The organism is Mycobacterium sp., assembly GCF_050701675.1.
In the GTDB taxonomy this organism is placed as follows: domain Bacteria; phylum Actinomycetota; class Actinomycetes; order Mycobacteriales; family Mycobacteriaceae; genus Mycobacterium.
In genome coordinates this window covers 1-14538 of the sequence record NZ_JBOGDD010000092.1, presented here as the reverse complement: position 1 = coordinate 14538, position 14538 = coordinate 1, and the positions used below count along the sequence as shown (strand labels likewise).

The following is a 14538-nucleotide window of genomic DNA, read 5'->3' as shown; positions in this document are numbered from 1 at the left end:
CCCTTGACCTGGATCGGAGCCTCGACGATATTCGCCAGCGCGGTGCGGTGCGGGAACAGGTTGAAGTGCTGGAACACCATTCCGATGTCGCGGCGCTGCTTGGCCGCTTCCCGCGGCGGCATCTCGTGCAGCTTGCCTCCGCGTTCGCGGTAACCGATCAGGTCACCGTCGACGTAGAGGCGGCCGCCGTTGACCACCTCGAGGTGGTTGATGCACCGCAGGAAGGTCGACTTGCCCGAGCCTGATGGTCCCACCAGGACCAGCACCTGACCACGGCCGATCTCCAGTGTGACGCCCTTGAGCACCTTCAGTGCGCCGAAATTCTTGCATACGCCCTCGGCCTTGACCATGAGTGTGGTCGCGGGACCCGAAACTGCGCTCATGTGTGCCCCGCCTCTCCCAGTGTCTGCGCCTCGGCGAGTGCGCCGAGTTGTTTGGCGGTCAGCTTGCGCGATACTCCGCGCGAGAAGTATCGCTCCAGATAGAACTGGCCGACCATCAGGATGCTGGTGATGAGCAGGTACCAGCCTGCCGCGACCAGCAGCAGCGGGATCGGCTGGAACAGCACCGCCGAGATGTCGCGCTGACGCCCGAACAGGTCGAACGTGAAGGGCACGGCGGCCACCAACGAGGTGGTCTTCAGCTGGCCGATGAACTCGTTGCCGGTCGGCGGGATGATCACCCTCATCGCCTGCGGCAACACCGTGCGCCGCATGGTCATGATCCAGGACATGCCCAGCGCGGTGGACGCCTCCGACTGGCCTTCGGGCACCGAGCTGATCCCGGCGCGGATGATCTCGGCAAGATATGCCGCCTCGTTGAGACCCAAGCCGATGACCGCCAGCAGGAAGTACAGCGAGAGGTTCTGGATGTTCAGGGTGAAGAACGTCGGACCGAACGGGATACCGAGCTGGATGTTCTTGTAGATGGTCGGAAACAGGCCCCAGAACACCAGTTGTACGTAAACCGGGGTGCCGCGGAAGATCCACAGATACACCCAGGACACCGACCGGAAGACCGGGTTGGGCGACAGCCGCATGACCGCGAGGATCACCGCGAGCACTATCGCCAGGATCATCGACAGGACGGTCAACTCGAGAGTGACCCAGACGCCGGACACGATCCGTTCGTCGAGGATGTACTTGCCGAAGGTGGCCCAACCGTATGCCTCATTGGTGGCCGCACCGTAGAGGAACAGTGCGACGAGGATGATGATGACGATCGCCGTCACCCACCGCCACGGGTGCCGCAATGGGACCGCGTCGATGGCGGCGGGGGCAGTGGGTGGCGGCGAAACGTCAACACTCATGAGTGAATCCGGATATCAGCTGGTTGCGCCGTTGATGACCGGCTTGTCGATCATGCCTGCCTCGACACCCCAGTTCGATGCGATCGTCTTGTAGTCACCGGTCTCGATCAGGTGCTCGAGCGCCTTTTGGAGCGACGCCGCGAGCGGGGATCCCTTTTTAACCGGCCAACCGTATGGCGCGGAGTCGAAGATCTCACCCGCTTGCTCGAGCTTGCCGTTGCTCTGTTTGATCGCATACAGCGTCACCGGCGAATCGGCCGACATCGCGTCGGCCTGCCCGAGGATGACCGCGTTGGTGGCCTGGTCCTGGCCGTCGAACTTCACGATGTTGATCGCCGGCTTGCCCGCGTCGGTGCACGCCTTGCTCTTGGCGGGCAGCTCGTCGACTTCCTGAGTCGTCGTGGCCTGCACAGCGACCTTCTTGCCGCACGCGTTCGCGGGGTCGATGTCCGAACCCTTCGGCTTGGCCCACAGCGATCCCGCCGAGAAGTAGGTGACGAAGTCGACGGTCTGCTCGCGCTCCTTGGTGTCGGTGAACGACGACATGCCGACGTTGAAGGTGCCGCCCTGGATCGACGGGATGATCTTCGAGAAGTCCGCCTCGCGGTACTCGGCGGTGAGGCCGAGGGTTGACGCGATGGCGTTCATCAGATCGACGTCGAAGCCGATGATCTTGCCGCTGGGATCCTTGAACTCGTTGGGCGTGTACGGCACGTTCACCCCGACGACCAGCTTGCCGGAGGACTTGATCTCCTCGGGCACGGTGTTGGCGATGTCGTCGACCTTGGCCGCCTTGGCCGCGGTGGTCTCCGTCGTCGGACCCGAAGTGTCGGTGTTCTTCGTACAGCCCGACAGCACCAGTGCGCCCGACACGGCGATGACCGCAGCGCCGCGCCACCAGCGTGATCTCGCCCTACGGTCTCGAATTTCAGTAACCACGGGTCTCTTCTTTCTGCATCGGGCCGCCTTCACTTTTCAACGAGGCGACGACGTGAACGGAACACTAGCTGGGACGCTGCGCTCTAGTAGGTGAAACTTAACGCTGGTCTCCGATCCGCGCTGTCCGAAGCGACGACGCGGGTGAATCACGGTCCGACCAGGGCACACTGTGCGACACTTCCTCCCGTGACGACCCCTACTCTCCCAAGTCTGTTGCCGCATCTGTGGAAATCGGCCGCCGTGTCGGGTCTGCTGGCAGTCGCCCTCGGCGTCGCCATCGTGGCGTGGCCCGCGATCTCGATCGTGATCGCGGCCATCTTCTTCGGCGCCTGCCTCCTGGTCAACGGCATCCAGCAGGTTTTCTTCGCGTTCAGCTTGCAGGTGTCCGCCGGCGGGCGGGTCTTGCTGTTCATCAGCGGCGCCGCTTCGCTGATTCTGGCGATCATGGCGTTCCGGCATCTGGGTGATGCCGTTCTGCTGCTGGCTATTTGGATCGGCGTCGGCTTCATCTTCCGTGGTGTGGCCACGACGGTGTCGGCCATCAGCGACCCGACGCTTCCCGGCCGCGGGTGGAACGCCTTCGTCGGCATCATTTCCCTTATCGCGGGCGTCGTCGTCCTGGCGTCGCCGTTCGATTCCATCGGCACGCTGGCGTTCGTCGTGGGTATTTGGCTGATCGTCCTCGGCGTCATGGAGATCGTGTCGGCGTTCGCGATTCGCAGAGCGACGAATCTGGTGTCCGAGGCCAGGACGCACGAGTCGGTCGACCCCACGCCGGAGCCGGCCCCCGAGCCGACGAAGTCCGAGGGCGCCGGCACCTAAATACGTCCTGGCCTGGCGACGAAGTATCTACTACACTATGTCGTAGTAAATACCGGCAGCCCCGGGGAGATGGTGGACGTGAACGCGCTCGACGTATCGAGGTGGCAGTTCGGGATCACGACCGTCTACCACTTCATCTTCGTACCGCTCACCATCGGCCTCGCGCCGCTCATCGCCGTCATGCAGACGGCATGGGTGATCACCGGAAACACCGCGTGGTACCGCCTGACCCGCTTCTTCGGCAAGTTGTTCCTCATCAACTTCGCCCTCGGCGTGGCGACCGGGATCGTGCAGGAGTTCCAGTTCGGAATGAACTGGAGCGAGTACTCACGGTTCGTCGGCGACGTGTTCGGCGCCCCGCTCGCCATGGAGGGCCTAGTGGCCTTCTTCTTCGAGTCGACGTTCATCGGGCTGTGGATCTTCGGCTGGACCCGTCTGCCCAGACTCGTGCACCTGGCGTGCATCTGGGTCGTGGCCATCGCAGTGAACGCGTCGGCCTTCTTCATCATCGCGGCCAACTCGTGGATGCAGCATCCCGTCGGCGCCCGTTACAACCCAGAGACCGGGCGCGCCGAGCTGACGAGCATCGTCGGACTCTTCACGAACAACACTGCCACTGCGGCGTTCTCCCACGCGGTGGCCGGGGCGTTCCTCACCGCTGGAACGTTCGTCGCCTGCGTCTGCGCGTGGTGGCTGGTGCGGGCCCGCGACAGCGAAGAAGCCCGCACGATGTATCGGCCCGCCACGATCCTCGGCTGCCTGGTCGCACTGATCTCCGCGGGCGCGCTTGGTCTGACCGGGGATGCGCAGGGCAAACTGATGTTCCAGCAACAGCCGATGAAGATGGCCTCGGCGGAATCCTTGTGCCACACCGAAACCGACCCCGACTTCTCCATCCTCACCATCGGAACGCACAACAACTGCGACAGCGTGACCCACCTCATCGAGGTGCCCTACGTGCTGCCGTTCCTCGCCGAGGGCAAGTTCCACGGCGTGACCCTCGATGGCGTGAAGGACCTCCAGGCCAAGGACGAGGCCAAGTTCGGACCCGGTGACTACCGGCCCAACCTCTTCGTCACCTACTGGTCGTTCCGGGCAATGATCGGATTGCTGGCAGTGCCAGTCCTCTTCGCGATGGTCGCACTGTGGCGGACCCGCCGTGGGCGCATCCCAGACCAACGCTGGTTCTCCTGGTTTGCCCTCGTCACCGTTGCGACTCCGTTCCTCGCCAACAGTGCGGGGTGGGTGTTCACCGAGATGGGCAGGCAACCGTGGGTGGTGGTGCCCAACCCAACCGGAGACCAGATGCTCCGGCTGAACGTGGCAGACGGTGTCTCCAGCCATTCGGCGGGTGTGGTGCTGACGTCCTTGATCGTCTTCACGCTGCTCTACGCGGCGCTCGCATGCATCTGGTTCTGGCTGATCCGGCGCTACGTGCTCGAGGGCCCCCTCGAACACGACGCCGAGCCGGCGCCCCCCACCCCGCCAGGGGAAGACGACGTGGCGCCGCTGTCGTTCGCGTACTGAGGAGGCCGACATGGGACTGCAGGACTTCTGGTTCATCGCCCTGGCCGCACTCTTCCTTGGCTTCTTCGTCCTGGAGGGCTTCGACTTCGGCGTCGGAATGCTGATGGAGTTCTTCGGGCGCCGGGCTCCGGCCGGCGAGCACGAACGACACAAACGGGCCGTGCTGAACACCATCGGACCCGTCTGGGACGGCAACGAGGTGTGGCTCATCACCGCCGGCGGTGCCATGTTCGCGGCTTTTCCCGACATGTACGCGACGCTGTTCTCGGGTCTGTACCTGCCGCTGCTGGCCATCCTCGTCGCCATGATCGTCCGCATCTGCGCGATCGAGTGGCGCGGCAAGATCGACGACCCCAAGTGGCGCAGCTGGGCCGACGGCGCCATCGCGGTCGGTTCCTGGCTGCCCGCCGTGCTGTGGGGCGTCGCGTTCGCGGCACTGGTGCACGGGCTACCCGTCAACGCGCACAAGCAGATTGAGCTGTCCGTCAGCGATCTTCTCAACGGGTACGTCCTCCTCGGCGGGCTTGCCACCGCCGGGATCTTCGCGTTCCACGGCGCCGTCTTCGTCGCGTTGAAGACCGAGGGTGCCGTCCGCGACGACGCCGTCCGCTTCGCGGGCCGCCTCGCACTGCCCGTGACCATCGTGGTGGCCGGCTTTGGGTCGTGGACCCAGCTCGCGCACGGCAAGGACTGGACCTGGCTGGTGCTCGGCGTCGCGGTCATCGCGCAACTCTCGGCCGTGATGCTGGTGTGGAGCCGCGGCGGCGACGGCTGGGCCTTCGCCTGCACGGCGACCGTGGTCGCGGCGGTGGTGATCCTGCTCTTCGGCTCGCTCTACCCGGATCTGATTCCGTCGACGTTGAACCCGGACTGGAGCCTCACCGCCCACAATGCGTCGTCGTCCCCGTACACCCTGAAGGTGATGTCATGGGCGGCCCTGATCTTCGCGCCGCTCGTGATCGCTTACCAGGCCTGGACCTACTGGGTGTTTCGGCAACGGATCTCCGCCGCCCGGATCCCGCCACCGATCGGTCTGCAACGGTGACGCGTCGCCATCTGGCCGCATCGGTGTGCTGCGGACTGGTCACCACCGGCACGGCGATCGCCAGTGCCGTGATTCTTGCGCACGTTCTGGCGGGCCTCATCACCGATCCTGCTACCCGCACCCTGACCAGCTGGGTACCCCCGCTATCGGTTCTCCTGGTGCTGTGGACCATTCGCGTCCTGGCGCAATGGCTGCAGGCTCGGTTGAGTCAACGCGAGGCCACCGCCACGATCACCGATCTGAACCGACGGCTGCTCACGGCGGTCTCAGCGCTTCCGCCGCGTGAACTCACCGCCAGGCGCGACCAGGCGTCGGTACTCCTGACGCATGGCCTCGACGGCCTGCGCCCCTACTTCACGCGCTATCTGCCCGCGGTGGTCCAAGCCGCCATCCTGACCCCCGCCGCGGTCGCGACGATGGCCTTCTACGACCTGCAGGCAGCCGTCATCGTCCTGATCGCACTGCCGCTGGTCCCCCTCTTCATGGTGCTCATCGGCCTCGTCACCGCGGAACGCTCCGCGGCGTCGCTGAAGGCCATGACCACGTTGCAGTCGCGACTTCTCGACCTGATCTCCGGGATACCCACCCTGCGTGCCCTTGGCCGTGCCGACGGACCGGAGCACCGCATCACCGAACTCGCCGACGCCCATCGGCGTTCGACCATGGCGACGCTGCGCATCACGTTCCTGTCGGCGCTGGTGCTCGAACTCCTCGCCACCCTCGGTGTCGCACTGGTCGCGGTCAGCGTCGGGCTGAGGCTGGTGTTCGGCGAGGTCGAACTGGCAGCGGGCCTCACCGCGCTGCTTCTGGCCCCCGAGGTCTTCTGGCCGTTGCGCCGCGTCGGCGCCGAGTTTCACGCCGCGCAGGACGGCAAGACCGCCGCGGCGAAGTCCGACGCACTGCTGGGCGACACCGCAGCGACCCACCGCGGAACTCGGACACCCGCCAGCACGTCGATCCGCTTGCAGAACGTCAGCGTGACCGGTCGCAGCGGTGACGCCCCGCAGCGGCTGTCCGTCGAAGTTCAACCGGGGACGGTGACCGTCCTGACGGGGCCCAACGGTGCGGGCAAGTCGACCGCACTGCACGTCATCCTCGGCCTCGTCGCACCGACGTCGGGCCGCGTACTGATCGGCGAGGACGACCTCACCGAGATCGACGTCCGGTCGTGGTGGGACCGGGTGGCGTGGCTGCCGCAGCGGCCCGCGTTGGTGGCCGGTACCGTCCGCGAGAACCTCGACCTGCTCGGCTCGATCGACGACCTCGACGCCGCCTGTCGCCGAGCGGGTTTCGACGACGTCATGGCAGACCTTCCCGAAGGCATGGACACCGTACTCGGCCGGGACGGCACCGGACTGTCGCTGGGGCAGCGTCAGCGGCTCGGCCTCGCCAGGGCCTTCGGTGCGAAGCGGCCGGTTCTGCTTCTCGATGAACCGACGTCACACCTGGACGAGGTGCACGAAGCCCGTGTCCTGCAGTCGATCCGGGATATCGCTCGCGAGGGCGCGTCGGTCGTGGTGGTCGGTCACCGAGCGTCGGTCCGTGCGATCGGTGACCGGGTGATCGACGTCGGGAGTGACAGTCTTGTCCCGCACTGATCCGTTGGTCGCAGGCCTCTTGCTGCTGCGCCCCCGGCTGCCACGTCTGGCGATGGCAGTGGCGTTCGGCGTGCTCGCACTCGGCAGCGCGCTGGCGCTCGCGGGAGTCTCGGCATGGCTGATCGCCAGGGCCTGGCAGATGCCGCCCATCCTCGACCTCAGCGTGGCCGTGGTGGCGGTGCGAGCCCTCGGCATCTCGCGCGGCGTGCTCGGCTACTGCGAACGGCTCGCCTCGCATGACACCGCACTGCGCGCCGCGGGCACGGCAAGGGCGCGCCTGTACCGCCGGTTGGCCGACGGACCCGCCGACGCCGTCATGCGGTTGTCGGAAGGCGATATCGCGTCCCGCGTCGGCGCCTCCGTCGACGAGTTGTCCGACGTGCTGGTCCGCGCGGTGCTCCCCATCGCGGTCGCCACCGTTCTGTCCACGGCGTCCGTGATGGTCATCGCCGTCATCTCGCCCGCCGCAGGCGCGGTGCTCCTCGCCTGTCTCCTCGTCGCTGGGGTGATCGCTCCGTGGCTGGCCGCGCGCGCCGCCGCGGCCGCCGAAGACGTTGCCGTGCGACATCATTCGGCGCGCGATGCAGCCACGATGCTGGCCCTCGAACATGCACCCGAGCTCAGGGTGGCCGGCAAACTCGACGACGTGATTTCCGAAGCGGCTCGCAGACAGCGAGATTGGGGCGCCGCCGCAGACCGGGCCGCCTTGCCCGCCGCGTACGGCGCAGCCGCACCGGTGGCGGCGATGGGCGCCGCCGTCCTTGGCGCCGTCGTCGTCGCGATCTCGCTGTCATCGGTACTCGCCCCGACCACGTTGGCCATCCTCGTGCTGCTACCGCTGTCGGCCTTCGAGGCCACCACCGCTCTGCCCGCCGCCGCGATTCAACTCACCCGTGGCCGCATCGCCGCCCGACGACTGCTCGGCCTCACCGCGCCCGATCCGACGATGCGACTTCGGCCTCCGATCAGGTCACCCGGCCTCCGTCGCGGTGACCGGTTGGCCGTCGTCGGGCCCAGTGGATGCGGTAAGACCACCACGCTGATGGCGATCGCCGCCGAACACGGAAATCCCTTGACCGCAGGCTTCTTCGCCGAGGACGCGCATCTGTTCGACACCACCGTGCGCGACAATCTGCTCGTTGCCCGTGGTGACGCTGGAGACCGCGAACTCACCGCGGCGCTACGGGCGGTCGGGCTCCAAGGCTGGCTGGAGAGCCTGCCCGACGGGTTGTCCACGCTGATGACGGGCGGTGCCGCGTCGGTTTCGGCAGGCCAGCGGCGTCGGTTGCTACTCGCCCGCGCGATCGTGTGCGATCTTCCCATCCTGTTGCTCGACGAACCCACCGAACATCTCGACGCGGCGGATGCGGAACGGATCCTGCGCGACCTCCTCGCCGAGGACGGGCTGTTTCCAGCGACTCGCACGGTCGTCGTCGCGACGCATCACCTGCCGCTTGGCCTTTCGTGTCCCGTGCTCGACCTCGACTACGCTCGGAAGTCATGACCGGCCCCAGAATCGTCTTCGCCCGCAAGAACGGGTTGGGCACGGCAGCGCTCGTCCTCGCCATCGTCGGACTCGCCCTCTGCTGGTCGGTCCTTGGCGGCATCGGCTGCGGCGTCCTGGCGGTAGTCCTCGGATTCCTCGGCCGCGGGCGGGCATCGCGGGGTGAGGCCGACAACGGCGGAATCGCCACCGCCGGAATAGTACTCGGCGCGCTGGCGGTCGTGATGTCGCTGGCCTTCGTGGTGATCTGGTGGTTCGCCTGGCGGGACGTCGGCGGCACGGAGTACCTGGACTGCGCGATGCGCGCCGGAAACGATCAGCAGGCGATCGACGGCTGCACGAACAAGTGGCTCGACCAGGTTCAGGAGAGGTTCAGCGTGACCCCGACGACGCAGCCGACCCAGGGAAGTACTTGACGATTCCCTCTTGAACGACGGTGGCCACCACCAGACCCTCACGGTTGAAGAAGTGTCCCGTGCCCAGCCCCCGCGACTCCGCGGCCACCGGCGACGACGTCGAGTACAGCACCCACTCGTCGAAGTGCACCTGGCGGTGAAACCACACCGAGTGATTCATCGAGGCGGCGAAGATGCGGTCGAACCCCCACGACAGGCCGTGGCTGGTGATGATCGAGTCGAGCACGGTGGTGTCCGACGAGTACACCAGCGCGGCGGCGTGGATCACCGGGTCGTCGGGCATGTCGCCCTTGGCCGTGAGCCACACCCGGTTGTGGGCGAGCCGCTCTCCCTTGTCGCGCATCACCCATGCCGGGTCGTTGGTGTAGCGCCACTCGATCGGCTTGAGCGCGGCGACGAAGTGCGGCACCGTCTCCTCGTAGCCCACCAGGAGGTCCTCGATCCGAGGCACCGAGAGTGGGTCCGCCACGTCGGGTGCTTCGACACCGTGCTCGAGACCGCGCCCGCCCGCCATGTGGGACACCAACGCCGACGCCAACAGGGCATCACCCTGCCTAACGTCGACCCGCCGATTTGCGAAGCGGCGTTCGTCGCGAAGCCGCACGACGTGGAACTCGAGATCCCGCTCTGGGTCACCGCCCGCGATGAAGTGCACGGAGAGGGTGCTCGGTGGCAGGTCGTGCTTCAGCGTCCGACTGGCCGCGACGAAGGCCTGCGCCATCATCTGGCCGCCGAACGTGCGGATGGGGTTCTTGCTCGGATGCGTGCCGGTGAACGTGTCCTCGTCGACGCGGTGGAGGTCGAGTACCGACAGCAGTTCCTCGAGGTCAGAGGTCCCCGGCACGTATCTCCTTAGTGGTCGTCCTCACCGATCCGGTGCACGTGGATCATGTTGGTGGAGCCTACTGTGCCAGGAGGAGCACCAGCCACGATGACCACCAGGTCACCGCGCTTGTACCGGCCGAGCGCCAGCAGCGACTCGTCGACCTGGCGGATCATGCCGTCGGTGGTCTGGATGTGCGGCACGATGAAGGTCTCGGTCCCCCACGTCAGCGCCAACTGGCTGCGCACCTCGGGCAGCGGCGTGAACGCCAGCAGCGGCAGCGGCGTGTGCAACCGCGCCAGGCGCTTGAGGGTGTCCCCCGACTGGGTGAAGGCGACGAGCGCCTTGGCATCCAGTCGCTCGCCGATGTCGCGGGCGGCGTAGGAGATGACCCCGCGCTTGGTGCGCGGCACGTGGGTGAGCGGAGGCGCGGCCGTTGAGTTCTGCTCGACGGCGGTGATGATGCGCGCCATCGTCTTCACGGCCTCAAGCGGGTACTTTCCGACCGACGTCTCGCCGGACAGCATCACCGCGTCGGCACCGTCCAGCACGGCGTTCGCCACGTCGGACGCCTCGGCGCGCGTCGGCCGGGAGTTCTCGATCATCGACTCCAGCATCTGGGTGGCGACGATCACCGGCTTGGCGTTCTCCCTGGCCATCTGGATGGCGCGCTTCTGCACCAGGGGCACTTCCTCCAGCGGCAACTCCACGCCGAGGTCACCGCGAGCGACCATGATGGCGTCGAACGCCAGCACGATGGCCTCGAGGTTCTCGATTGCCTCGGGCTTCTCCAGCTTGGCGATGACGGGCACGCGACGGCCGATCTCGTCCATCACCTCGTGGGCCAGCTCGATGTCTGCGGGTGAGCGCACGAACGATAGTGCGACCAGGTCGACGCCGAGCTTCATGGCGAACCTGAGGTCGTCGAGGTCCTTCTCCGACATGGCGGGCACCGACGTGTTCATGCCCGGCAGTGAAAGGCCCTTGTTGTTGCTGACCTTGCCGCCCTCGGTGACGATGCAGACGACGTCGTTGCCGTCGATCTCGTGGACCGTGAGGCCGATGTTGCCGTCGTCGACGAGTAGGCGGTCGCCCACTGCCGCGTCCTTGGCGAGTTCCTTGTACGTGGTCGAAACCCGGTCGTGGGTGCCTTCGACGTCGTCGACGGTGATTCGCACCATCTCGCCGGCGACCCATACCGTGGGCCCGTCGGCGAACCGGCCGAGCCGGATCTTGGGGCCCTGCAGGTCGGCCATTACGCCGACGGCCCGTCCGGTCTGGTCGGAGGCCGCGCGCACCCTCTTGTAGGCGATTTCGTGATCGGCGTGGTCGCCGTGGCTGAAATTCAGCCGCGCCACGTCCATCCCTACCTCGACGAGTGCCTTGATCTGCTCATCCGACGAGGAGGCGGGGCCAAGCGTACAGACGATCTTTCCGCGTCTAGTCACGTTGACTCAGCATAGTCGTAATCGATTCAGATGACGATTCAGACCACTGCCAGGGGCAGCGCGCTTGGCTTGACCGGTGCGGGCAGATCCGACTCCCCCATGAGGTAGGCGTCGACCGCGTGCGCGGCACTGCGACCCTCCGCGATGGCCCACACGATGAGCGATGCGCCGCGGTGGGCGTCTCCGCACACGAAGACACCTGGCGCGTCGGTCTGCCAGTCCGAACCGCACGCCAGCGCACCCCGCCTGTTGAGCGTCAGGCCCAGTCCGTCGAGCAGCGGCATGTGCTCGACCCCCTCGAAGCCGATCGCCAAAAGGGCCAATTCGCACGGGATCTCGATCGATTCGCCCACCGGTGTGATGCGCCTGCGGCCGTCCGCGTCGCGCTCCACCTTGACCTCGGCGATCTCCATGGCTCTGACCTGACCCCGGTCGTCGCCGACGAACCGCTGCACGGCCACCTCGTAGCGACGGGCACCGCCCTCGGCGTGCGCGGGTGACGTGCGCAGCACCATCGGCCAACTCGGCCACGGCGACCGGGAGTCGTCCCGCTGTTCGGGCGGCTCCGGGTTGTAGTCCAGCTGGGTGACCGACGCCGCACCCTGGCGATGAGCGGTACCCAGGCAGTCGGCGCCCGTGTCGCCGCCGCCGATGATCACGACGTGCTTGCCCGCCGCCGAGATGGGCGACGCGCCGTCGCCCTCGCATTCCTTGTTGGCGGGCACCAGGTGCTCCATCGCCAGGTGCACGCCCTCCAGGTCCCGTCCCTCGACGTCATTGTCGCGAGACCGCAGGGCGCCGACGGCGAGCACCACGGCGTCGTGCTGACGGCGCAACTGCTCGATGGACAGGTCGACACCGACCTCACAGTCGGTGACGAAACGCGTTCCCTCGGCGCGCATCTGCGCCAACCGCTGGTTCAGCATGGACTTCTCGAGCTTGTACTCGGGAATGCCGTATCTCATCAGACCGCCGAGTCGATCGTCTCGCTCGTACACCGTGACGTGGTGCCCGGCCCGGGTGAGCTGCTGAGCCGCGGCCAAGCCCGCCGGGCCCGAGCCAACGACCGCGACTCCCCTGCCGGTGGAGATCGCGGCGGGCTGGGGCTCGATGGTGCCGTTCATCCAGGCGTGGTCGACGATGGTCTGCTCGATGCGCTTGATCGTGACGGCCCCACCCGTCTCGCCTTCGGCGATGGAGAGCACGCACGCCGCCTCGCACGGTGCGGGACACAGTCGGCCGGTGAATTCTGGGAAGTTGTTGGTGGCGTGCAGCCGGTCACTCGCGGCATCCCACCTGCCACGCCGTACCAGGTCATTCCACTCGGGAATCAGATTGCCCAGCGGACAGCCGGCGGTTCCGGAATGGCAGAACGGGATGCCACAGTCCATGCAGCGCCTCGCCTGTTGAGAGACCTCACCCGCCCGTTCGTGCGCATCCTGGCGCTCGTACACCTCGCGCCAGTCACCGACCCGCTCGTCGACGGGGCGTTTGGCGGCTTCGACCCTGGCCACCTTCAGGAAGCCGAACGGATCAGCCACGGGTTGCCTCCATGATTGCGGTATCGACGTCGCGTCCGTCTGCCTTCGCCATCCGCGTGGCCTGCAGGACCTTCTCGTAGTCGGTGGGCATGATCTTGGTGAATTGCTCACTGCGCCTGGGCCAGTCGGACAGGAGCGACCGTGCGACGGTGCTACCGGTGTGTCGGCCGTGCTGCGCGACGACGGTGTGCAGCCACGCCAGATCCTCCGCCTCCAACCGCTGCAGTGCGACCATGTCGGGGTTGACCTTCGCGGGGTCCAGCCCGAGTACGAAGGTGATGCCACCCGACATGCCCGCGGCCATGTTGCGGCCGGTAGGCCCCAGCACGACGACGCGCCCGCCGGTCATGTACTCGCAGGCATGGTCGCCGACCCCCTCCACGACGGCAAGGGCGCCGGAGTTACGCGCGCAGAACCGCTCCCCCACCCGGCCACGGAGAAAGACCTCGCCGGAGGTTGCGCCGAAGAGCAGGGTGTTGCCGGCGATGACGTTGTCCTCGGGCAGGAAAAGTACGTCGTCGTCGGGCCGGACGATCACTCGACCGCCCGAAAGTCCCTTGCCCACGTAGTCGTTGGCGTCACCGATGAGTTCGAGTGTGACGCCGGGCGGCAGGAACGCGCCGATCGACTGGCCCGCCGAACCCGTCAGCGTGATGTGGATGGTGTCGTCGGGCAGGCCCTGTGCTCCGTAGCGGCGGGTGACCTCCGATCCCAGGAGGGTGCCGACGGTGCGGTTGACGTTGCGCACCGGCAGTTCCAGGCGCACCGGGTGCGCATCCTCGAGGGCGCCCTCGGCGAGCGCGATGATGGTCTGGTCCAGTGCATGCTGCAGTGCGTGGTCCTGATCGCGAAGCCGGCGCCGCTGCGTCAGCTTGGCTCCGTGCGCGTCCTTCGGCACCGTGAAGATCGGAGACAGGTCGAGCCCTTGGCTCTTCCAGTGGGCGACACCGGGTGCCGTGTCGAGTGTCTCGACCCGGCCGACGGCCTCGTCGATGCTGCGGAAGCCCAGCTCCGCGAGATACTTGCGGACGTCCTCGGCGATGAACCTGAAGTAGTTCTCCACGAACTCCGGCTTGCCATTGAACCGGGCCCGCAGTTCCGGATTCTGCGTCGCCACGCCGACGGGGCAGGTGTCGAGGTGACAGACCCGCATCATGATGCAGCCGGCCACCACCAACGGGGCCGTGGCGAAGCCGTACTCCTCCGCGCCGAGCAACATGGCGACGATCACGTCACGCGCCGTGCGCATGCCGCCGTCGCACTGGACGGTGATCCGATCCCGGAGGCCGTTGAGCACCAATGTCTGCTGTGTATCGGCCAGCCCGATCTCCCACGGCGCGCCCGCGTGTTTCAGCGAGGTCAACGGTGCGGCGCCGGTACCGCCGTCGTAGCCGGAGATGAGGACGACGTCGGCGTGGGCCTTCGAAACACCCGCCGCGACGGTGCCGACGCCGACGGAGCTGACCAGCTTGACGTGGATCCGCGCCTGCGAATTGGCGTTCTTCAGGTCGTGGATGAGCTGTGCCAGGTCCTCGATCGAGTAGATGTCGTGATGCGGCGGCGGCG

At 66.8% G+C, this 14538-nt stretch carries 13 protein-coding genes; 6 read left to right on the top strand and 7 right to left on the bottom strand.

All coding sequences use genetic code 11. From position 1 onward, the window contains the following. The 3 genes from ACRDUX_RS02970 to ACRDUX_RS02960 form a co-directional block, all read right to left on the bottom strand. The coding region (locus tag ACRDUX_RS02970) for an ATP-binding cassette domain-containing protein (protein ID WP_526410866.1) at positions 1-350 on the bottom strand (350 nt) is incomplete at its 3' end. Positions 351-379: 29 nt separating this feature from the next. Next, positions 380-1309 (bottom strand): amino acid ABC transporter permease, encoded by a 930-nt coding sequence (locus tag ACRDUX_RS02965; protein WP_526410862.1) that lies wholly within the window; start codon positions 1307-1309, stop codon positions 380-382. A gap of 15 nt (positions 1310-1324) precedes the next feature. Further along, a complete protein-coding gene (locus ACRDUX_RS02960; protein WP_526410860.1) occupies positions 1325-2248 on the bottom strand; it encodes an ABC transporter substrate-binding protein in 924 nt (307 codons plus the stop codon). A gap of 186 nt (positions 2249-2434) precedes the next feature. On the opposite strand from ACRDUX_RS02960, the gene ACRDUX_RS02955 reads away from it, so the two are divergent. From ACRDUX_RS02955 to ACRDUX_RS02930, 6 genes are all read left to right on the top strand, one after another. Next, positions 2435-3070, top strand: coding sequence for an HdeD family acid-resistance protein (locus ACRDUX_RS02955; protein WP_526410858.1), 636 nt, complete (start codon positions 2435-2437; stop codon positions 3068-3070). Between the two features lie 78 nt (positions 3071-3148). Next, a complete protein-coding gene (locus ACRDUX_RS02950; protein ID WP_526410864.1) occupies positions 3149-4597 on the top strand; it encodes a cytochrome ubiquinol oxidase subunit I in 1449 nt (482 codons plus the stop codon). 10 nt (positions 4598-4607) lie between these two features. Then, complete coding sequence (gene cydB / locus ACRDUX_RS02945; RefSeq protein ID WP_526410856.1) at positions 4608-5642, top strand: cytochrome d ubiquinol oxidase subunit II; 1035 nt, start codon at positions 4608-4610, stop codon at positions 5640-5642. After that, the gene (cydD, locus tag ACRDUX_RS02940; RefSeq protein WP_526410854.1) at positions 5525-7240 is read left to right on the top strand and encodes a thiol reductant ABC exporter subunit CydD; all 1716 of its coding nucleotides are present in this window, start codon (positions 5525-5527) and stop codon (positions 7238-7240) included. The genes cydB and cydD overlap by 118 nt, the downstream gene beginning before the upstream one ends. After that, positions 7227-8744 carry an ATP-binding cassette domain-containing protein gene (locus tag ACRDUX_RS02935; RefSeq protein WP_526410852.1) on the top strand — a complete coding sequence of 506 codons (1518 nt, stop codon included), beginning with the start codon at positions 7227-7229 and terminating at the stop codon, positions 8742-8744. The genes cydD and ACRDUX_RS02935 overlap by 14 nt, the downstream gene beginning before the upstream one ends. After that, positions 8741-9160 carry a DUF4190 domain-containing protein gene (locus tag ACRDUX_RS02930; RefSeq protein WP_526410850.1) on the top strand — a complete coding sequence of 140 codons (420 nt, stop codon included), beginning with the start codon at positions 8741-8743 and terminating at the stop codon, positions 9158-9160. Before ACRDUX_RS02935 ends, ACRDUX_RS02930 begins: the two co-directional genes overlap by 4 nt. On the opposite strand, the gene ACRDUX_RS02925 is transcribed toward ACRDUX_RS02930, so the two are convergent. The 4 genes from ACRDUX_RS02925 to ACRDUX_RS02910 form a co-directional block, all read right to left on the bottom strand. After that, positions 9117-10004 carry an acyl-CoA thioesterase II gene (locus ACRDUX_RS02925; protein ID WP_526410848.1) on the bottom strand — a complete coding sequence of 296 codons (888 nt, stop codon included), beginning with the start codon at positions 10002-10004 and terminating at the stop codon, positions 9117-9119. The two genes, ACRDUX_RS02930 and ACRDUX_RS02925, sit on opposite strands and share 44 nt — an antisense overlap. Positions 10005-10012: 8 nt before the next feature. Further along, complete coding sequence (gene pyk, locus ACRDUX_RS02920) at positions 10013-11431, bottom strand: pyruvate kinase (RefSeq protein ID WP_526410846.1); 1419 nt, start codon at positions 11429-11431, stop codon at positions 10013-10015. Positions 11432-11469: 38 nt separating this feature from the next. After that, complete coding sequence (gene gltD / locus ACRDUX_RS02915) at positions 11470-12972, bottom strand: glutamate synthase small subunit (RefSeq protein WP_526410844.1); 1503 nt, start codon at positions 12970-12972, stop codon at positions 11470-11472. Continuing rightward, a partial coding sequence (locus tag ACRDUX_RS02910; RefSeq protein ID WP_526410842.1) for a GltB/FmdC/FwdC-like GXGXG domain-containing protein occupies positions 12965-14538 on the bottom strand: 1574 nt, incomplete at its 5' end. The genes gltD and ACRDUX_RS02910, both read right to left, overlap by 8 nt.

What these genes read in the sequence shown, in the direction of transcription:
- cydB (WP_526410856.1), top strand. Translation starts at nt 4,608, where the DNA reads ATGGGACTGCAGGACTTCTGGTTCATCGCCCTGGCCGCACTCTTCCTT.
- ACRDUX_RS02965 (WP_526410862.1), bottom strand. Translation starts at nt 1,309, where the DNA reads ATGAGTGTTGACGTTTCGCCGCCACCCACTGCCCCCGCCGCCATCGAC.
- ACRDUX_RS02930 (WP_526410850.1), top strand. Translation starts at nt 8,741, where the DNA reads ATGACCGGCCCCAGAATCGTCTTCGCCCGCAAGAACGGGTTGGGCACG.
- cydD (WP_526410854.1), top strand. Translation starts at nt 5,525, where the DNA reads ATGGGCGGCCCTGATCTTCGCGCCGCTCGTGATCGCTTACCAGGCCTG.